The organism is Streptomyces sp. DT2A-34 (assembly GCF_030499515.1).
GTDB lineage: Bacteria > Actinomycetota > Actinomycetes > Streptomycetales > Streptomycetaceae > Streptomyces.
In genome coordinates this window covers 9,835,807-9,852,474 of the sequence record NZ_JASTWJ010000001.1, presented here as the reverse complement: position 1 = coordinate 9,852,474, position 16,668 = coordinate 9,835,807, and the positions used below count along the sequence as shown (strand labels likewise).

General features: G+C 69.7%; 14 protein-coding genes and 10 pseudogenes. 16 read left to right on the top strand and 8 right to left on the bottom strand.

Annotated features, from left to right (window positions below):
• Positions 1–7: 7 nt before the first annotated feature.
• The 4 genes and pseudogenes from QQM39_RS44000 to QQM39_RS43985 all read right to left on the bottom strand — a co-directional run bounded on the left by QQM39_RS44000 (position 8) and on the right by QQM39_RS43985 (position 1,356).
• Entirely contained in the window at positions 8–142 is a 135-nt protein-coding gene (locus QQM39_RS44000) for a hypothetical protein (RefSeq protein WP_302003963.1), read from the bottom strand.
• Positions 143–186: 44 nt separating this feature from the next.
• A pseudogene (locus QQM39_RS43995) lies at positions 187–312 on the bottom strand (LLM class F420-dependent oxidoreductase); the annotation flags it as partial.
• A gap of 113 nt (positions 313–425) precedes the next feature.
• Positions 426–563, bottom strand: a pseudogene (locus QQM39_RS43990) (LLM class F420-dependent oxidoreductase); the annotation flags it as partial.
• Between the two features lie 217 nt (positions 564–780).
• Positions 781–1,356, bottom strand: coding sequence for a TetR/AcrR family transcriptional regulator (locus QQM39_RS43985; protein WP_302003164.1), 576 nt, complete (start codon positions 1,354–1,356; stop codon positions 781–783).
• A 102-nt stretch (positions 1,357–1,458) separates the two neighbouring features.
• On the opposite strand from QQM39_RS43985, the pseudogene QQM39_RS43980 reads away from it, so the two are divergent.
• The 8 genes and pseudogenes from QQM39_RS43980 to QQM39_RS43945 all read left to right on the top strand — a co-directional run.
• Positions 1,459–2,418 (top strand): annotated as a pseudogene (locus tag QQM39_RS43980) (SDR family NAD(P)-dependent oxidoreductase); the annotation flags it as partial.
• Positions 2,419–2,548: 130 nt separating this feature from the next.
• On the top strand, positions 2,549–3,256 hold the full coding sequence (locus QQM39_RS43975) for a YceI family protein (RefSeq protein ID WP_302003162.1): 708 nt from the start codon (positions 2,549–2,551) through the stop codon (positions 3,254–3,256).
• Between the two features lie 94 nt (positions 3,257–3,350).
• A complete protein-coding gene (locus QQM39_RS43970; protein ID WP_302003161.1) occupies positions 3,351–4,337 on the top strand; it encodes a nuclear transport factor 2 family protein in 987 nt (328 codons plus the stop codon).
• Between the two features lie 193 nt (positions 4,338–4,530).
• Positions 4,531–4,818, top strand: a pseudogene (locus tag QQM39_RS46420) (dioxygenase); the annotation flags it as partial.
• Between the two features lie 130 nt (positions 4,819–4,948).
• Positions 4,949–5,197 carry a hypothetical protein gene (locus QQM39_RS43960; protein WP_302003160.1) on the top strand — a complete coding sequence of 83 codons (249 nt, stop codon included), beginning with the start codon at positions 4,949–4,951 and terminating at the stop codon, positions 5,195–5,197.
• Positions 5,198–5,516: 319 nt separating this feature from the next.
• Positions 5,517–6,818 carry a transposase gene (locus QQM39_RS43955; protein WP_302003159.1) on the top strand — a complete coding sequence of 434 codons (1,302 nt, stop codon included), beginning with the start codon at positions 5,517–5,519 and terminating at the stop codon, positions 6,816–6,818.
• A gap of 539 nt (positions 6,819–7,357) precedes the next feature.
• Positions 7,358–7,696 (top strand): hypothetical protein, encoded by a 339-nt coding sequence (locus QQM39_RS43950; RefSeq protein WP_302003158.1) that lies wholly within the window; start codon positions 7,358–7,360, stop codon positions 7,694–7,696.
• A 3-nt stretch (positions 7,697–7,699) separates the two neighbouring features.
• Positions 7,700–8,403, top strand: a pseudogene (locus QQM39_RS43945) (aldehyde dehydrogenase family protein); the annotation flags it as partial.
• 100 nt (positions 8,404–8,503) lie between these two features.
• On the opposite strand, the gene QQM39_RS43940 reads toward QQM39_RS43945, so the two are convergent.
• Positions 8,504–8,665, bottom strand: coding sequence for a hypothetical protein (locus QQM39_RS43940; RefSeq protein WP_302003157.1), 162 nt, complete (start codon positions 8,663–8,665; stop codon positions 8,504–8,506).
• Positions 8,666–8,813: 148 nt separating this feature from the next.
• Between QQM39_RS43940 and QQM39_RS43935 the strand changes: the two are divergent.
• Together QQM39_RS43935 and QQM39_RS43930 are read left to right on the top strand one after the other, a co-directional pair.
• A pseudogene (locus QQM39_RS43935) lies at positions 8,814–9,035 on the top strand (CoA transferase); the annotation flags it as partial.
• A pseudogene (locus QQM39_RS43930) lies at positions 9,028–9,342 on the top strand (citryl-CoA lyase); the annotation flags it as partial. The pseudogenes QQM39_RS43935 and QQM39_RS43930, both read left to right, overlap by 8 nt.
• Before the next feature lie 114 nt (positions 9,343–9,456).
• On the opposite strand, the gene QQM39_RS43925 reads toward QQM39_RS43930, so the two are convergent.
• Positions 9,457–10,395 carry an AraC family transcriptional regulator gene (locus QQM39_RS43925; protein ID WP_302003155.1) on the bottom strand — a complete coding sequence of 313 codons (939 nt, stop codon included), beginning with the start codon at positions 10,393–10,395 and terminating at the stop codon, positions 9,457–9,459.
• Between the two features lie 196 nt (positions 10,396–10,591).
• Between QQM39_RS43925 and QQM39_RS43920 the strand changes: the two genes are divergently transcribed.
• Both QQM39_RS43920 and QQM39_RS46415 read left to right on the top strand, forming a co-directional pair.
• A complete protein-coding gene (locus QQM39_RS43920; protein ID WP_302003154.1) occupies positions 10,592–11,437 on the top strand; it encodes an LLM class F420-dependent oxidoreductase in 846 nt (281 codons plus the stop codon).
• 41 nt (positions 11,438–11,478) lie between these two features.
• Positions 11,479–11,930, top strand: a pseudogene (locus QQM39_RS46415) (SDR family NAD(P)-dependent oxidoreductase); the annotation flags it as partial.
• A 428-nt stretch (positions 11,931–12,358) separates the two neighbouring features.
• On the opposite strand, the pseudogene QQM39_RS43910 reads toward QQM39_RS46415, so the two are convergent.
• Positions 12,359–12,562 (bottom strand): annotated as a pseudogene (locus tag QQM39_RS43910) (transposase); the annotation flags it as partial.
• A 223-nt stretch (positions 12,563–12,785) separates the two neighbouring features.
• On the opposite strand from QQM39_RS43910, the pseudogene QQM39_RS43905 reads away from it, so the two are divergent.
• Positions 12,786–13,142, top strand: a pseudogene (locus QQM39_RS43905) (PP2C family protein-serine/threonine phosphatase); the annotation flags it as partial.
• Here QQM39_RS43905 and QQM39_RS43900 read toward each other — a convergent pair.
• Positions 13,142–14,689 (bottom strand): CdaR family transcriptional regulator, encoded by a 1,548-nt coding sequence (locus tag QQM39_RS43900; RefSeq protein WP_302003153.1) that lies wholly within the window; start codon positions 14,687–14,689, stop codon positions 13,142–13,144. The pseudogene QQM39_RS43905 and the gene QQM39_RS43900 overlap by 1 nt on opposite strands.
• 301 nt (positions 14,690–14,990) lie before the next feature.
• Between QQM39_RS43900 and QQM39_RS43895 the strand changes: the two genes are divergently transcribed.
• The 3 genes from QQM39_RS43895 (at position 14,991) to QQM39_RS43890 (ending at position 16,499) form a co-directional block, all read left to right on the top strand.
• On the top strand, positions 14,991–15,176 hold the full coding sequence (locus QQM39_RS43895) for a hypothetical protein (RefSeq protein WP_302003152.1): 186 nt from the start codon (positions 14,991–14,993) through the stop codon (positions 15,174–15,176).
• The gene (locus tag QQM39_RS46410) at positions 15,173–15,394 is read left to right on the top strand and encodes a hypothetical protein (protein WP_367669712.1); all 222 of its coding nucleotides are present in this window, start codon (positions 15,173–15,175) and stop codon (positions 15,392–15,394) included. The genes QQM39_RS43895 and QQM39_RS46410 overlap by 4 nt, the downstream gene beginning before the upstream one ends.
• A 415-nt stretch (positions 15,395–15,809) precedes the next feature.
• Positions 15,810–16,499 (top strand): hypothetical protein, encoded by a 690-nt coding sequence (locus QQM39_RS43890; protein WP_302003151.1) that lies wholly within the window; start codon positions 15,810–15,812, stop codon positions 16,497–16,499.
• The last annotated feature ends 169 nt before the right edge of the window (positions 16,500–16,668 follow it).

Here is a 16,668-nt window from a genome sequence, read left to right as displayed (position 1 = left end):
TACGCCGTCAGCCCAGCTGGGCCGGCGCGCGTGCCGCGGGGGCTACATGGCGCTCGATCCACTGGGCGGGAGCCCCGCCCGGCGGCGCGACGATGGCCTCGTCGATGCCCAGCTCGGCGTACTCGGGCCATGGCCTCGGCAAAGCCGTCGAGCGTACCGCTGGGGTCCATGTAGAGGACGGTCTTGCGGATGGCGGCGTTGGTAATGGTCGCCCGCGAAGGGGCCGTTGTCCTGCGGGTCCCACATCTGCCTGCAGATCCGCAGGGTCTCCGCCAGCCGCTCGAAGCGCTCGGCGACCGGCGGGAACGGCACGCCCAGACCCGTGTGCTCGCGCTCGTACCAGGCCGCGCCGATCCCGAGGAAGGCCGGCCGCCGGAGAGCACGTCGAGAGAGGTGACGATCTTGCCCAGCAGGCCAGGATGACGGTAGGTCACCCCGGTGACCAGCAGCCCCAGTCGTGTCGTCGACGTATGGGCAGCAAGGTGGCCGAGGGTGATGTAGCCCTCCAGCATGGGCTCCGTCGCGCTCAGCCCGTAAGCCTCCATCTGGAAGTAGTGGTCCATGACCGAGAGCCGACTGACGTCCGCCGCCTCCGCCGCCTCACCCGTCGCCGCCGGCTCGGGGCCGAGGGCGGCCGGGCCGTCCGGGTGGTTGAAGCGGGTGATGTGTACGCCCAGCCGCGTGCTCTTCTCCTGTTCGTCGTTCTCTGAGTCGGTGTGCACCGCCGCAGGCGTGCCGTCAGGCGAGGCCGAGCGCGGACGCCTTCCCCGCCCGGACGCATCAGCCGGAGCGGTAGCGGAGCCCGTCGAGCAGGAGGTCGAGCATGCGGCCCGCGCGGTCGCGCAGCCCCTTGTCACTCGTGATCAGCAGGACACCCCCGAGACTGAACCCGACATCGAGCGGGTCCACGTCCGAGCGCAGAACTCCCACTTCGGCCCCGGCGTGCAGCAGTGTGCTGATGGCCGTGCTGATCCGGTCGAGACTCTCGGCGAACGGATCCTCGTCGCCGGAGGCGATGACGGCCTTCAGTGCGTCCGCCATGCCCTGCTTGGTGGCCAGGTAGTCGATGAACAGGTCCATCCACCTCCGCATGGCCTGGTCGGGCGGGAGCTCTGCGAGCAGTTCCGTGACGCTGTCGCAGACCCGGGCGAGTTCATTGCGGTAGGCGGCCTCGAGCAGGGCCTCGCGGGTGGGGAAGTGCCGGTAGAGCGTGCCGATTCCCACGCCGGCGTCCTTGGCGATGGCCTCGAGGGACGCGTCGGTGCCGGTCTCGGAGAACGCGCGCCCCGCGGCTTCGAGCAGGCGTTCCCGGTTGCGTCGCGCGTCAGCACGCAGTCCGCGTGTGGTGGCGGTCACAGCTTTCCTTCCTTCTGGACAATCGGAGGACCCTCCGTTTAAAGTTTCAAGCAACCGGAGGCACCTCCGCTTCGAGCGTAGCAAACAGGGAGCATTGCGAGAATGGCCATGAGGACAGGCATCACCACTCCGTTCACCAGCCGGTCCACGGCTTCCGACGTCATCGCGGGCATCGACCTCACGGGCCGCCGCGCTGTCGTCACCGGGGCGGCGTCGGGCATCGGCGTGGAGACCGCCCGAGCACTGGCCGGCGCCGGCGCGGAGGTCACGCTGGCCGTGCGGGACACCGCCGCCGGCGATCGCACCGCGAAGGACATCCGGGCCACCACCGGCTCCGAAGGCGTACGGGTCGCCGCCCTGGACCTGACCGATCCGGCGTCCGTCCGCGCGTTCACCGCCGCCTGGCACGGCCCGCTGCACATCCTCGTCAACAACGCCGGGGTCATGGCGGCCCCGGAGAGCCGCACACCCCAGGGCTGGGAGTTGCAGTTCGCCACCAACCACCTGGGGCACTTCGCCCTGACCACCGGGCTGCACGAGGCACTCGCGGCGGCCGACGGTGCCCGGGTGGTGTCGGTGAGTTCCAGCGGGCACCTGTTCTCACCCGTCGTCTTCGACGACCTCCACTTCACCGAGCGGCCCTACGACCCGTGGCTGGCGTACGGCCAGTCCAAGACCGCAAACGTGCTGTTCGCGGTCGAGGCCGGCCGGCGATGGGCCGCAGACGGGATCACGGCCAACGCACTGATGCCCGGAGGGATCCAGACCAACCTGGGGCGCTACATGGACGAGGCCCGGATGGGCCTGTTCATGACCCACCTGCAAGCCGTCCTCGGCGAAGGAACGCCCCTGCCCGAGATGTCCTTCAAATCGGTCGAACAGGGCGCCGCGACCTCCGCCCTGCTGGCCACCTCACCCTTGCTCGACGGCATCAGCGGCCGGTACTTCGAGGACTGCAATGAGGCCCCACTGCACCAGCCGGGCACCAACACCGGGGTCGCGCCGCACGCCCTGGATCCGGAGGCGGCCGAGCGACTCTGGCAGGTCTCCGAGCAGCTCCTGGACCGACCCCATCCCGCTCGCCAGCCACGGCTGAGCCCGCGCACGGCCGCAGCAACCCCTTTCGCCCCAGGGCGACGCGCGACCAAGTACTTGAAACTTCAATTGAACCCGAAAACACATAGGAGACACCATGGCAGGCAGCATCCGCAGGCACTGGAAGCGCTGGCTCATCGCCGGTGTGGCCACCGTCGCCGTGCTGTGCACGGCGGGCCCCTACATCTACATCAACTACGTCCAGGACAAGCCACCGGCCGCCCTCTCGCTCGACGACCCGCCAGGCTCGAACTCCTCCGGCAGTTCCTCGGGTTCCGGGGAGGATGTCGAGGGTGCCTGGCGGGTGGGCAGCGGTTCGCAGGCCGGTTACCGGGTCGACGAAGTCCTCTTCGGCCAGAACGTCACGGCGGTGGGCCGTACCGAGAAGGTCACCGGCGAGCTGGAGATCGAAGGCAACCGGGCGGTCAGCGGATCCTTCACCGTCGACCTCGCCTCGGTGAAGAGCGACTCCGACCAGCGCGACGGCCAGTTCCGCGGCCGGGTCATGAACACCGAGCGCTACCCGGAGGCCACGTTCGAGCTCACCGAGCCCGTCGACTTCGGCTCTGCTCCGGCGGTGGGCGAGCAGGTCAGCGCCAAGGCCACAGGCGAGCTGACCGTCCACGGCGAGACCAACACGGTCTCCTTCGAGCTCGACGCCCAGCGCACCGCCGACGGCTTCCGGGTCAACGGCTCCATCCCGGTCACCTTCGCCGACTACGGCGTGGACGCACCCAACTTCGGCGGGATCACGGTGGAGGACGAGGGAAACATCGAGTTCCTCCTCACCTTCGACCGCGCCTGAGCCCACACGGGCAGCCTCGCCCTTTACGCCCGATCTCCCACCAGACACCCGCCGACGCGTTCACCGCCGTCCGCGCATCATTGGAGAACCCCCCATGTCGAACAGCACCAGCCGGCTGCCCCGTAGAGCCATAGCCACCCTCCTGGCTGCGGCGACCGTAGGAGCCGTGGCCGGCGTCGCACCTGCCGCCACGGCCACTGCCTCCGCCTCCACGCCGTCCCACAGCGGCCTGGGCCTCGGCCTCGACGCCTCGTACACGAGCCCCGCCACGCAGGAGCGCAACAAGCGCGTCGCCGTCCACGTCCTCACCCAGCTCTTCGAGGAGGGCAACCTCAAGGTCGCCGACCGGTACATCCGCGAGGACTACATCCAGCACAACGCCGCCGCCCCCAACGGCCGGGAAGCGATCAAGAACTTCATTCGCGACTGGACCGCCCGCTTCCCGGACCACCAGTACAACGTCAAGCGGGTCCTCGCCCAGGGCAACCTGGTCCTGGTGCACTCCAACCCCGTCTACGAGCCCGGCACCCGTGGCACGGCCGTGGTCGACATCTTCCGCTTCGACCCCAAGAGCGGCATGATCGCCGAGCACTGGGACACGGTCCAGGACGTGCCGGCGACCAGCGTCAACGGCAACGACATGTTCGGCACGGTCAGCAACCCGCACACGAACCAGCCCAGCGGTCCCCGCTGGCAGACACACCTCAGCGAGAAGATCGCCACCAGCTACTTCGACACCCTCCTCGTCGACAAGAACCCCGACGCCGTCAAGTACCTCGCGCCGGAGTACTACCAGCACAACCCGACCATCCCCAGCGGCTCGGCCGGCCTGCGTGAGCAGTTCACCAACTTCTTCCGCCAGTTCCCGAACCTGATCGTGGAACGCAAGCGCGTCATCGCCGACAAGGACTACGTCGCCATCCACGCGCACTACCGCCTCAGTCCCGAGGACCGTGGGCAGTCCGTCGTGGACATCTTCCGGGTCAAGAAGCAGAAGAATGGCGAGCTCAAGATCATCGAGCACTGGGACGTCCTACAGGACGTCCCGGCCACCTCCGCCAACGACAACACGATGTTCTGACCTCTCCGGATCCTCGCGATCCCTCGCGATCCCTCGCGGTTCCTCGCGGTTCCTCGCGGTTCCTCGGCTCGTCACCGGTCGGTGACGGGCCACGCATTTCCCGGGTGCGGACAGCAGTCCGATCGGCCCAACCCGAGCCTGGCTCCAACGCAGCCGCCCAAGGGCTTGATTTACGAGTCAACCATGCGCCAGTATGTGTCCGCTGTACGGACTCATGTCCGTACAGCGGTCGAGGCCGGAACGAATCGAGGAGGATTCCATGGCCTTCGCGACGGAGGACAACCTCAGCGACCTGGCGGTGAAGCGGTGGGCCACGGCGCACTCGCCCCGGCTCGCCGAGCTGATGACAGCGTTGGTGCGGCACCTCCACGCGTACGCCCGCGAGGTCGGGCTGACGGAGGAGGAGTGGGCGGCTGCCGTCGAATGGCTCACGGCGACCGGCCGGATCAGTGACGACAAGCGTCAGGAGTTCATCCTCGCCTCCGACGTCCTGGGTCTTAGCACGCTCGTCGTCCAGCTGAACCACCACTTCTCGACGGACGCCACTCCGGCGACGGTGCTCGGTCCGTTCCACATCGACGGCTCTCCGACGGGCCGGTTTCGGAGCCGACATGTTGGACGGCATCCCGGGCACGCCGCTGTTCATCACCGGCCGGGTCCTCGACCTCGACGGCACGCCTCTGCCCGACATCGTCCTGGACGTGTGGCAGGCCGACGCCGACGGCGCCTACGAGGCGCAGCTGCCGGAGATCGACGAGGCCCGGCTGCGCGCGCTGTACCGGACGCGGGCGGACGGCACGTACTGCGTGCGCAATCGCGCCACGCGGCTACGCGATCCCGATGGACGGTCCGGTCGGTGACCTGATCAGCAGGACGGACATCAGTCACTTCCGTCCCGCGCACATCCACCTTGTTTTCGGGCAGGGTGCCCGGTCCTTGAGGGCCGGGGTGAATGCCCGCTCCCGCGTAAGCGAGGCAGGGGAAGCCGAATCGCCGTCAGGGCGATTCGGCGTCGCCGTCCACGGTGCCGAGGAGAACCGCAAACAGGTCGGTGGTGAGGGGGAGTTGAGGGTCCTGCGGCTGGTGGCGGGCGGGTCGGCTGCCGGGAGCGGTCACTCACACAGGTGATGTTGATCGATGATCTGCCCGGTAGGGGAACGTGTGGGCTGGGTTCACGGCATGTCACGTTTCCGGATGTACCCGACGCCCGCGCAGGCAGAGCAGATGCTCACGCACTGCGCGCACGCCAGGTACGTGTGGAACCTCGCCGTCGAGCAGCACTCGCACTGGCGTCGTGGACGGAAAACCGCTCCCGGTTTCGCCGAGCAGTGCCGCCAGCTCACCGAGGCCCGACGCGAGAACGAGTGGCTCGGGGCCGGGAACGCCGATGTCCAGCAGCAGGCGCTGAAGGATTTCGCCAAGGCCAAGAACGCCCGCTTCGTCTCGGGGTTCGGCGAGCCGACTTGGCGCAGGAAGTTCCGGCACGAGGGCTTCCGGGTCATCGGTGCCGACCGCGTCCCCGAGTACAGCGAGGACGGCTCGCCGAAGCTGAACGCGAAGACCGGCAAGCAGGTCATGGGCCGCTCGGTCGTGGTGCAGAAGCTGAACCGGCGGTGGGCGCAGGTGAAGGTGCCCGGCTGCGGGTGGGTGCGTTTCCGGCTCAGCGCCAAGGGCAAGGGCGCCCAACTGCCCGCCGCGAAGACGTTCCGGGTCACCTTCCGCAACGGGCAGTGGCACCTCGCGTTCGCCGTCGTCCCCAGGCCGATCGACGCGCCCGGCACGGGTGAGGTCATCGGCATCGACCGGGGCGTGACCATTACCGCCGCCCTCTCGGACGGCCGGAAGCTGAACTGCCCGCAGCTCACGGTCAAGGAGCGGGCGCAGATCCGTAAGCATCAGCAGCGTGCCGCCCGCGCTCCGAAGGGCAGTGAGAGGAAGACCGCCGAGTACGCGAGGGCCGCCAAGCTCAAGGCCAGGGAGGCGAACCGGCGCAAGGACTGGTGCGAGAAGACCAGCACCATGCTCGCCCGCTCCTACGATGTGGTCCGTTTGGAGAAGCTGAACATCAAGAACATGACCCGCTCGGCGAAGGGAACCCTCGCCGAGCCGGGCAAGAACGTACGGCAGAAGGCCGGGCTCAACCGGGGCATCCTCGCGCAGGGCTGGGGCCTGCTGCGGCAGCGCACCGAGCACAAGGCTCCGGGCCGGGTCGAGGACGTTCCCGCGCCCTTTACGTCTCTGCGGTGCAGTGCCTGCGGGTGGATCGAGAAGAAGTCGCGCAAGAGCCAAGCCGACTTCGTCTGCGTGTCCTGCGGCTTCACCTGCAACGCGGATGAGAACGCAGCGAACAACGTCGCGGCAGGACAGGGCGGGATCCCCCGCCCCCGGCGTACAGCCGGTGCCGGAGGGGTGACAGCGGCCGCCAGCCGTTCGAGCGCCCGTGAACCTCAACCCACCTGGGTTGGAATCCCCCTCTTTTAAGAGGGGGAGGATGTCAATGAAAGGAGCGAGCCCCCTCAGTGGCCGGGCGCATAGAGGCGCGCCAGGCGCCGGAGCCGGACTCTCGGCCGCCTCGCCGCCCAATGCGTCGATCGGGGCGGAGCTCTCCTTCTGTCGCACCGGCTCCCCGTTGAGCCGCTCCAGGAGTCCGACGGCCTTCTGCCGGCCGGAGAGCTGCCTGATACGGGCGCGCAGTCCGTGGTTGAGGCAGGAGCAGGTCACCGATTCACCGTCGGCGACGGCCTTGGAAATCGCCACGCCCAAGTCCGACATTCGGTCAGCCGCTCGTCACTGGCCGCGACGGCCGCCTCGGCCGCGCGCCTTCGCCGACACAGCCGCTGCCGACTCGACAGCCTCCTGCTCGGCCACGTTCCCACTGGTCATCGATGCACCTTCCATGACCGGGAGTTACACCGAACGTCGCACAGTCCCGGCCCGCCCCACCACTGGCGTATCTCTGTCGCCTGTACCCGAACAAGGAAGCCCTGTTCGCGGCGGTGGTCGACCACGTGTCCGTCGTCATGACCGACACGCTGGTCGCTCTCTCGCCGGCGTCGGGTGGGGCCGGTCCGGCGCCCGAGGCGGCGTTGGATGCGGCGCGCGGCGCCTACGCCGCGCTCGTCGCGGACCGGAACATCCTGCGATTCCTCATGCACGCGAACTGTGCCGCCGACGAGCCGCTGGTGGGGCAGGCCGTGCGCCGGTGCTACGCCAAGCAGGTTGACACCGTTCGGCAGCCGCTGGGCGACGACGACGCCGTGCGGCGCTGGTCCGGCGCCGGAATGCTCGACAACGTGGTCACCGTGCTGGGTCTGGCCGACATCGATGAGCCGTGGGCGCACGTCCTCACCGCTCGATGACGGGCGGACGCGGCGCTTAGCGCGGCCTACGGCTCGGCCGACGAGCGCTGCATGGCCATCTCGGCCATCTCGGCCGTCGTCGCGGTCGGCGACGAGCTGGTCGACAAGATCCGCGAGCGCGCCGAGAAGATCAAGATCGGCCCCGGCAACGACCCGACCTCCGAGATGGGCCCGCTGGATCACCGCCGTGCACCGCGACAAGGTGGCCTCCTACGTGGAGGGCGCGGCGGCCGAGGGCGCCGAGGTCGTCCTGGACGGCACCGGTTACACCGTCGACGGCTTCGAGGATGGTCACTGGATCGGCATCTCGCTCCTCGACAAGGTGCCCACGTCCGCGAAGGCCTACCAGGACGAGATCTTCGGCCCGGTCCTGTGCGTGCTGCGCGTCGACACGTACGACGACGGCGTGGCCCTCATCAACAGCTCGCCCTTCGGCAACGGCACCGCGATCTTCACCCGGGACGGCGGCGCGGCCCGCCGCTTCCAGATGGAGATCGAGGCCGGCATGGTCGGCGTGAACGTCCCGATCCCTCCCCGTCGGCTACCACAGCTTCGGCGGCTGGAAGGACTCGCTCTTCGGCGACCACCACATCTACGGCAACGACGGCACGCACTTCTACACCCGCGGCAAGGTCGTCACCACCCGCTGGCCGGACCCGGCGGAGGCCCCGGCGGGCGTGGACCTGGGCTTCCCGCGCAACCACTGAGCCCTGTGGCGAGGGGGCGGCCGTGCACCGGCCGCCCCCTCGCCGTCGCGTCAGCGGGGGCGGCCGGAGGAGCCGACCGTGCCGCCGGCGGAGTCCGTGGTCACCAGTCTTGCCAGGGTTCACACGCCCAGGTCTGACACACCTTTGCCGGCTGGGCGAGCTTGTCCTGGCCGTTGGCGGCGGAGGCGATGCCGGCGCCTGTGGCGATCAGGGCGGCGGTGGCCACGGCTGTGGCCAGGGCCTTGGTGATGAGTCGTTGCATGGCTGCGTTGATTCCTTCGCGTAGTGGGGGATGCGACAGATCATCATCTTGAGGGATCACCGCCCCCAGTCAATGTGAAGTTTCAAGCAATTCTGCCGTGTCGCACGGGGTTTGGAGTCCGGACGCGGCTTGCTGACGCGTGGAGGGGGCGATCAACACCGTCGACGGCGGGGTCGCGATGGCGGAACGCTTCGGGCTCGACCCGGTCGTGGAAGTCGGCGAAGGCGACCGGGCCGTGCCCACCCCACGGCACCCGATCCGCTTCTCCGAGACCCCGGCCGCCTACCGGCAGCCCCCGCCCGAGCTGGACGAACACGGGGCCGAACTGCGCAAGTGGCTGCTGGACTTTCTGGAGGACGACGATGCCTGAGTACCCGACCGCGCTCGGCGCGTCCTCCCTTGACAAGATCACCCTGCTCGGCCAGGACTTCGCGGCCGATGTGATGGGCGAGGTGGGCTTCGGCGAGCTGGCGTTCTGGCTCGCCGCACAGCGCCGACCCACCCCCGGGGAGGCACGGGTGTTCGAGGCCGTGCTCGCCGCGCTGGCCGACCACGGCTTCACCCCGACCGCGATCACGACCAGGCTGACGTACCTGTCGGCGCCCGACTCGGTCCAGGGCGCCCTCGCCGCCGGGCTCCTGGGCGGCGGCTCACGCTTCCTCGGCGTGACCGAGGACTGCCGCAGGTTCCGCAACCCCGTCGCGAACGACATCTTCCTCTCGGTGGACCTCAACAACCGCGCCGTACCGCCGCACCCTGCCGCCGGAGGCGAAGTTTCGGCAAGCGGCTGATCAGGAAGGGACTGATGCCGTACGACGGTAGCGGCCGGGCGCGATGCCCTGTTCCCGGGAGAACGCCCGCGAGAAGGCGAACTCGGACTGGTATCCGACGGCTTGCGCGATGTCGCCGACCGGATTGTCGGTGTCGCGCAGCAGGCGGGCGGCCAGGTCGATCCGCACGCGAGAGAGGTAGGCCAGCGGGGTGAGGCCCACCACCTCCTTGAACTGGCGAGCGAAGGCCGGGCGGGACATCGTGACGGTGCGGGCCAGGCTCTCCACCGTCCAGTCGCGGTGCGGCTCTTCGTGCATCAGTGACAGGGCGGTTCCGATGCGCGGGTCGCGCAGGGCGGTCAGCCAGGACGGTCCCGTCTCGGTGGCGGTGTCGGCCCGTTCGATCCAGGCGCGGATCGCGAGCACGAAGAGCACCTCGGTCAGACGGGTGGCCACTGCCCGGGAGCCGGGCTGCCCGCCCGCCGTCTCGGTGGCGAGGATCCGGACGACATCCTGCAACTGGGGGTCGGCGCTCATGCCGGGCACATGGATGACCTCCGGCAGCGCCGACAGCATCGGATGCCCGTCGGTATTGCCGGCGTAGTGGAACTTGCCGCACACCACCCGCACGACGGGCCCGGCCCCGCCGAGGTCGACCACGCCCTCCGCGCCCGGCGGGTGAGCGGCCTCCAACTCCGCGTACGGGAGGGCCTCTTCGTCGGGGGCCCCGAGCAGCCGGTGCGGCGTGCCGCGCGGCAACAGCACCACGTCCCCGGACACCAGCTGCACCGGTGGCGCCTCGGCGGTCCGCAGCCAGCAGACGCCCTCGGCGATGAGATGGAACCCCGCGGTGCCCAGCCGGTCCACGGCACAGCCCCAGCCGGATCCGGACGACCGCAGCTGGGCGAGCAGTACGCCCCTGAAGCCGGTGGCAGCGAGTACGTCAGCGAGCACGTCCATGCCCCACACTCTAACGCCGGAATGATGCAGAGGATCGAAGGGTGAGACTCTGAGGCAAATTACTGAGCGTCTCCGTCATGGATGCTCTCGGTGCCGATGCCTAGGGTTGCCGACGAACGACGGCGCAGGACGGCGCAGGACAGCCCTGCGCGACCTACGGAAGAGCGCGCGCCGCCTGCTACCGAGGACGGAAGACATGAAACTAGGCATTGCCATGTTCCCCGCGGACTTCGCCGTCCGCCCCGACGAACTGGCGCGTGCGGTCGAGGACCGCGGCTTCGAGTCGCTGTTCCTTCCCGAGCACACCCACATGCCCGCCACCGAGCGCACGCGCGCCGAGGTGGGGGAGCTGCCCGCGCACTTCTCCCACACCCACGATCTGTTCGTCGCTCTCACCTATGCCGCGGCCGCCACCCGGTCCCTGCGGGTGGGCACCGGCATCTGTCTGGCGCCCCAGCGCGACCCGATCGTCACCGCCAAAGCGGTGGCCAGCCTGGACGCCCTGTCGGGCGGACGTGTGCTGTTCGGGGTGGGCGCCGGATGGATCAGCGAGGAGATCGCCCACCACGGCACCGATCCGGGGCGCCGCTGGAGTGTCATGGCCGAGCGGGTCAAGGCGATGCGCCGGATCTGGGAGGACGACGTCGCCGAGTTCCACGGCGAGCACGTGCGCTTCGGACCCCTGTGGTCCTGGCCCAAGCCCCACCGGCCGTCCGGCCCGCCGGTTCTGGTGGGCGGTTCCGGGCCCCTCGTGGCGAGCCGGGTGCTCGACTTCGGCGACGAGTGGATGCCGCACGCCGGCATGCCCGTGGCCGAACTGGCCGAGCGCGTCGCGAAGTTGCGTGCCGCGGGACGTGCGGCCGGACGCGCCGATGACGTGCCGGTGACCGTCTTCGGGGCCGAGCCGGAGCCCGCGCACCTGGCGGAGCTGCGGGACATCGGCGTGAACCGGGCGGTGCTCTACGCGCCCCCGGCCGACGCCGAGGCCGTACACCGCTTCCTGGACCAGGTGACTCCGCTGACCGCCGCGTTCTCCGACTGACCGAACACCACGAGACACTGAAACCGCAGAGGAAATACCCCATGAGCAAGGTCTGGTTCGTCACCGGCGCCTCCCGCGGCTTCGGCCGCCGCTTCGTCGAAGCCGCCTTGTCCCGCGGCGACAAAGTGGCCGCCACCGCACGCGACACCACCACGCTGACCGACCTCGCCACGGCCCACGGGGAGGCAATCCTGCTCCTGAAACTGGACGTGACCGACAAGGCCGCGGTCTTCGCGAGCGTCGAGCGGGCCCACGCACACTTCGGCCGCCTCGACGTGATCGTCAACAACGCGGGCTACGGCCTGTTCGGCGCCGTCGAGGAACTGCCCGAACGGCAACTGCGCGACCAACTGGAAACCAACCTCTTCGGCGCGGCTCCGGCCACGTCGTGCAGATCTCCTCCACCGGCGGTGTGGCGGCCTGGCCGCTGCTCGGCGGCTACCACGCCTCCAAGTGGGCCCTGGAGGGCCTGACCGAATCGCTCGCCCAGGAGGTCTCCGGCCTCGGCATCAAAGTGACACTGGTCGAGCCCGGCGCCTATGCCACCGACTGGGGCGGTCCTTCCGCCGTTCACGTCTCCGCCAACCCCGCCTACGACGGCGTTCGCGAACAACTCGACGCGTTCGTCCAGAGCCTCGACTTCGGCGACCCCACCGCCGCAAGCGAGGCGCTGCTGGAGATCGTCGACTCCGACAAACCCGCCGCTGCGCGTCTTCTTCGGCACCCAGGGCAACCAGATGCTCCCGCAGATCTACGCCGACCGGCTCAAGACCTGGGCCGACTGGGGCGACCTGTCGATCCGGGCGCAGGGCGGACAGGCCGCGTGACCGAGCCGGACCTCTCCGGCCCTCCTTCCCGCACACCAAAGGAATCGGATGTAGCTCCCGCTGAGGGAAGATCGCCGTTCAGGTCGTGAGGTCGTAGTTGTGCTGGTCGGGAGTTGATCACGAGCACGGTGCCGTGCTCGGCCTGCAGCTTCTCGAAGAGTTCCCGCAGCTGGGGTTCGCTGTTGGGCAGCCGCTTGTCGAAGGCTTTGTTTCCCGCCGGGGTGACGGCGGTGGCGTGGTGTTCGCCCTTGCCGACGTCCAGGCCGGGGAAGACGCCGATGTCACTGGTGTCGATCACGTGGGTACTCCGGTCGTGCGTCCCGGCCTCACCTGCGGCACCAGCTGCCGGCATCCACATGACGAAGAGCCTCCCCGGTCTCCCGAGGGAACCGGGGGGCCAGTCATGCCGGGCCCGGAGGCCGGGTATCCCGTTGCGGGGCCGATCAAGAAGGTAAGGGGGAAGCGGGGACCTGACACGAATGCGGTCAGCTCACTGGATCGACTCGGTGCATCAGGTGCCCGAACAGTCCGCCGTCGAGACCGCCTGCCGCTACCTGCCCTGCGGATCCCGGGCAGGCGTGGGCGGCGACTGGTACGACGTGATTCCGCTGTCCGGTGCCCGCGTCGCACTCGTGGTGGGTGACGTGGTCGGCCACGGCCTCCACGCCTCTGCCACCATGGGCCGCCTACGGACGGCCGTCCGTACTCTCGCGGACATCGACCTGATGCCCGACGAACTGCTCACCCACCTCGATGACGTGGTCATCCGGATGCAGCGTGAGCAGGAACGGGGTGCGGACGAGATAAGCGCCACCTGCCAGTACGCGGTCTACGACCCGGTCTCCCGCCTGTGCTCCCTGGCCAGCGCCGGACACGTTCACCGGCCGTCGTCAAGGATGCGCTGGAGCCGCTGCCGCAGGGTGTTGGGGTGGATGTGCAGCCGCGCCGCCGCGGCCGCGGTGTTGCCGAAGGCGTCGAGGTAGCACCGCAGCGTCTCCACCAGGTGCGATCCCTGCTGCTCGTCGACCCGCGCCAGGCGGCCGACCGGACCGTCGAGACGGCCGTGGTCCGCCGCGACCGACCGGGCGGCCTGCAGCAGTACGGCCTCGGCGTGCACCTGGGCGAGGGGTACGGCACGCACGTCACCGCCGGGACGACAGCGCAGGACGTGCGCGGCCAGGTCGGCGTCCTTCCTGGCCAGCGGCACCTCGTCGAGGCTGCGCGCCACCCGGCCCACTCCGGCGACGAGACCGGCCGCCGGGTCGATCCGCTGCAGGAAGTCGTGCGCGACCTCGGTCAGCCAGTGCTCCTCGTCGCCCTGAGCCGAACGGGGCACCGGCACGATCCCGTACACGGCACCGTCCAACACGGCCGTCCTCGCCCGGCCGTGCAGCGCCCCCAGATGCAGGGCGAAGGTGCCGCGTACCCGCTCCAGATCCATCGCGCGGGCCTGCGCGGCGTCCACCGGCAGCAGCACGACGACCGCCAGCCGGTGCCCGGCCTGCTGGGCGACAGCGGCCCCACCGGTGCCGTGCAGCAGGGCCCACACGTCCTCGGTGTACCCGGCGCGCAGTGCGGCCCGGTACTGCGCGATCCGCAGCAGTTGTACGGCGATGGCGTCCACGGCCGGCGCCAGCCGGCGCAGCTCGTCCTCTGTGGGCGGCGCCGCCCCGTGGACCCACAGCACGCCCAGGTACTGCCCGCCGGCGTGGATCGGCACGCCGAGCTTCGGGGCGTTGCCGTGCTCCGGGTAGGCGGGGATGTGCACGGGTTCCTTGCCGTGGCGCAATCGCTCCTCCCCACCCTCCCGTTTCAGGCCGTTGATGGTGCCGTCCGGCAGGCGACGGTGCACGAGCACCCAGCGGTTGGGCTCGTCGGCCTCCTCCTGGCGGCCGGAGAAGGCCACCAGCCGGTACTGCGGGTCGGTCAGGATGACGGGAGCGCCGAGCAGCAGGGCTACGGAGTCGATCACCTCGTCGATCAGAGGCCCGTCCTGCACGGCCAGCGCGTCGGGCACGGGTGAGGCCACCAGGGTGTGGCAGTCGGCCGCGGCGGACAGCCAGGTGATCCGGTCGTCCAGGGCCAGCACCGCGACGCCCGCCGCCACGGCGGCCTCGGTGACCTCCCGCCGTACGGCCGCTCCGCGGACCGCGTCGCCCCGTACGACGACGGCAGTTCCGCCCGCCGCCCCCAACGACCGGACCAGAGCGGGAACGTCGCCCGCGCCGGGGCACAGCAGCACCGCACCCTTCAGGAAGTCCGCCTCGGACTCCAGGACGCGCACCGTGTACACCGCGACGTTCCAGGAGGGGACCGTGACCGGTACCAACGTCTCGCGCCCCAGGAACTCGATCAGGGAGCGCAGGCTCATCGGCGCGGCTTCCGCGGGCCGGCTCCTGGCTGTCGCGGCTTCGTCACTACACATGTTTCATTCCTCAACGCTGACGATCGCCCCGGCCGACGCCGGTCGTGCCGGTCACACCGGCCAGGCTGGCGTCGGCCAGATCGTCCAAGTATTCCTCCGCCTGGGTGCGGTCCTGGCCTCGTGCTTTCGCGAGAGCCGTCCGACCGCGGCCGCCGCAGGCCGAACTTTCGCCGAAGCGGGACAGCGCAGCCTCTACGCAATCCCTGGACCGAGCGAGGAACCGAGAAGCCGACTTCTCCCGGGCTCACCACCTCAGCCGGATCAGCTCACCGTCTCAAACAATCGGAGCGGAAGTAACAACGTGACCGACCTGACCCTCGACGTCTACACCTGCGCCCTGCAGGAGGTGCCCAACGGCGGGGCGTTCTCCCCGACCACCTCGACGATCATCGCCGGACCGACCGAAGCCGTGCTGGTGGACACCCAGTACATGGAAAGCGACGTAGCCGAGCTCATCCGGCGGATCGAGGCTTCGGACGAACGCTGACAACGATCTACATCACCCATACACACGCTGACCACTACTTCGGCCTGGAGCGGCTGCTCGAGCGTTTCCCGCAGGCCCGCGCGGTCGCACTGCCGTCGGTGGCTGCGGCGATCAAGGCAGGCAACGAGGCTCAGCGCAACAGTGGCGGCAGTTCTTCGACGGCCAGGCACTGGACAACACTGTCGTCCCCGACCCCCTCGAGGGCGACACGATCCTGATCGACGGCCAGGAGTCATCGGCAAGACCATCGTCAAGATCGCCAGGGCGCGCCGCCCGCGCACCCGCTACCGGGTGGGTTTCGGGGCCGCCCCCACCATGTTCCTGCGCTGGCTGCCGCCGGACCGCGCCTTCGACTTCGTCATCCGCAGTGCCTTCGGCGTCTGATCCAATCTGGTTCCAGGAGAGATCGGTCCTCTGCGGCCCCGCGCCCCCACCGGTGCGGCAGGTGGTCACGACGGCCGGAGGAGGGCTGCTCTTCAGCGGGGTCTCCCGGCTGATCGACAGCATCCACCGCCATGAGCTACAGGACGATCTACTGACGGCCGTACACCAGCTTTGGTCCCCAGCCACGAAGTCGAAGGCCGACGCAATTGCCGAGCGTCTGCCGTACGGACCTGCCGCCGAAACAGCGCAATGCGGCTGCGGGCGCGCGGGTTCACCGCCAGAGGCGACCCAGAATCTGAGATCCTGCCCGCTTTCGCGTTCGATCTGTTGTGGCTGTCCGGGACGGACACGACCTCTTGGCCGTATCGGCGGCGCAGGGCCGCGCGGGAGTCCGTGTTCACCGCCCGTCGGCTGTCGGCGCCGCGGGTGTTGTGTCCGTCGACCACTGAGGTCGACGTCGTGCGCGAGTGGCTGACGTGGGCGTCGGTCGGGATGGAGGGGGTGGTCTTCAAGAGGCTGGACGACGCCTACCGCCCGTCGGTGAGGGGCTGGCAGAAATACAAGGTCCGCGAGACGAGCGAGGCGATCGTCGGCGCGATCACCGGCTCTCTGGACGTTCCCCGCACGCTGCTGCTCGGCAGGTACGACACCGAAGGCCGCTTTCAGTACGTCGGCCGCACCACCACCCTCGCCCAGGCGGCAGGTGCTGCGGTCGCCGGCCTGCTCGCTGCGGGGCGGCGCGGTCATCCGTGGACAGGCTGGTCGTTCTCCGCCGGGTGGGGCAGCCGGGAGACGCTGAACGTCACGCTGGTGGAACCCCGAACTGGTGGGGGAAGCCGGAGTCGACGTCGCCCGCGACGCCTCCGGCCGGTGGCGCCACCCCGCACGTCGGCACCGCCCACCCCGACCTCTCCCCCACCGACATCGCCCCCCCTGTAGCGCGCCGCTTCTCATCAGGCCGTCCGTGAAGGCGGGGGCCGAGGGCGAGCGCTGGCTGCTACTGGGGGGCGGCGTCCGGTGACGTCCCCGCCCAGGTCGTCGGGCAGGGCGATGCGAGCGGTGACGCGTCTACCGACCGGCTCCCGCTGAACCTCGCAACGAGGCAACG